The organism is Streptomyces sparsogenes, from assembly GCF_001704635.1.
Lineage (GTDB): Bacteria > Actinomycetota > Actinomycetes > Streptomycetales > Streptomycetaceae > Streptomyces > Streptomyces sparsogenes.
On record NZ_MAXF01000246.1, the window covers coordinates 1 to 1,912 of the forward strand.

At 66.9% G+C, this 1,912-nt stretch carries 1 protein-coding gene and 1 pseudogene; both read left to right on the forward strand.

Going from position 1 to position 1,912, the window contains the following annotated elements:
• Window positions 1–485 (forward strand): group II intron maturase-specific domain-containing protein (locus tag BBH68_RS40345; protein ID WP_281182522.1); only part of this gene is annotated, 485 nt, incomplete at its 5' end.
• A 244-nt stretch (window positions 486–729) separates the two neighbouring features.
• Window positions 730–1,912 (forward strand): annotated as a pseudogene (locus BBH68_RS38670) (IS110 family RNA-guided transposase); the annotation flags it as partial.

Below are 1,912 nucleotides of genomic sequence, written 5' to 3' on the forward strand. Positions count from 1 at the left end.
TCCTTGGGTTCCGCATCCAGTGGAAACACAAGCGAGGAACGGACAAGTGGTACGTCTACACGTTCATCGCGGACCGGCCAATCCGGTCGCTGAAGGACAGGATTCGTGCCCTGACGAGCAGGAAGTCGCAGCAGAATCCCAGGGAGGTGCTGGTCAGAATCAACCTGATCATGCGCGGTTGGGCCAACTACTTCCGGCATGCGGTCTGCAAACACACCCTGAGTAACCTGGCGAATTTTGTCTGGTGGCGGATGGTGAAATGGATGCAAACCCTGCATCGCTGGAAGCGGAAGGACGTTCGCCGGTGGCTCAAGGCTCCAGACGGGAGCTGGAAGCCGATCTCTGCGGACGGAGTCGAGTTGTTTCGATATGGCGGCGGTGCCGGTTACCCGCTACCGCTACCGGGGCAACAGGATTCCCAATCCCTGGACCTCCGCATAACCACGCACGACGGCAGAGACCGTGGAGAGCCCGTTGCGTCGTAAGGCGCACGGCGGGTTCGGCGAGCGGCCTGGGGAAACGGACCGGGAGCAATCCCGGCACCGCGTCCCAGGCCGACTCAACCCGGGCCCGGGAGGCGCCGTTGGAGACGCTGATGAGAGGTCCGACTACCGCCTGGCCTGGCGCAATGCATGGCCGCTTGCGGGCGGCAGGTCTGCATAACGTGGATGCGCGCATACGGCGCCGAAGCCCCGGCCAGCACCGCACGAACCCGTTCGGGAGGATAGGTTGGACGACATCGACGACGTGGGCGTCTTCCTCGGTCTGGACGTCGGCAAGACGGCCCACCACGGGCACGGCCTCACCCAGGCCGGCAAGAAGGTCTTCGACAAGCAGTTGCCCAACAGCGAGCCGAAGCTGCGGGCCGTCTTCGACAAGCTGGCCGCGAAGTTCGGCACCGTGCTGGTGATCGTGGACCAACCCGCCTCGATCGGAGCCCTGCCCCTGACGGTCGCCCGGGATGCCGGCTGCAAGGTCGCCTACCTGCCCGGTCTGTCCATGCGGCGGATCGCCGATCTCTACCCGGGCGAGGCGAAGACCGACGCGAAGGACGCCGCGGTGATCGCGGACGCCGCCCGGACCATGCCGCACACCCTGCGCTCGTTGGAACTGACCGACGAGATCACCGCCGAACTGACCGTGCTGGTGGGCTTCGATCAGGACCTGGCGGCCGAGGCGACCCGCACCTCGAACCGGATACGCGGCCTGCTCACCCAGTTCCACCCCAGCCTGGAGCGCGTCCTGGGCCCGCGCCTGGACCACCCCGCGGTGACCTGGCTGCTGGAACGCTACGGATCCCCAGCCGCCCTGCGGAAAGCCGGACGCCGCAAGCTGGTCGAGGTGATCCGGCCCAAGGCTCCGCGCATGTCCCAGCGGCTGATCGACGAGGTGTTCGATGCGCTCGACGAGCAGACCGTCGTGGTCCCGGGCACCGGCACCCTGGACCTGGTGATCCCCTCCCTGGCCCGTTCGCTCGCGGCCGTCCACGAACAACGACGAGCCCTGGAAGCGCAGATCGGACAGCTGCTGGAGGCTCACCCTCTTTCCGCGGTCCTGACCTCGATTTGCGGGGGTCGCGGTCAGGACCGCCGCCACCTTGCTGGTCACCGTCGGCGACGGAACCAGCTTCCCCACCGCCGCCCACCTCGCCTCCTACGCCGGCCTTGCCCCGGCGACCAAGTCGTCCGGGACCTCGATTCACGGGGAACACGCACCCAGAGGCGGCAACCGGCAGCTGAAACGAGCGATGTTCCTGTCCGCGTTCGCTGCCCTGCACGATCCCGCTTCCCGCACCTACTACGACCGATGCCGGGCCCGCGGAAAAACCCACACCCAGGCACTTCTCCGCCTGGCCCGACAACGCATCAACGTGCTGTTCGCAATGCTCCGCGACGGCACCTTCCACGAACCC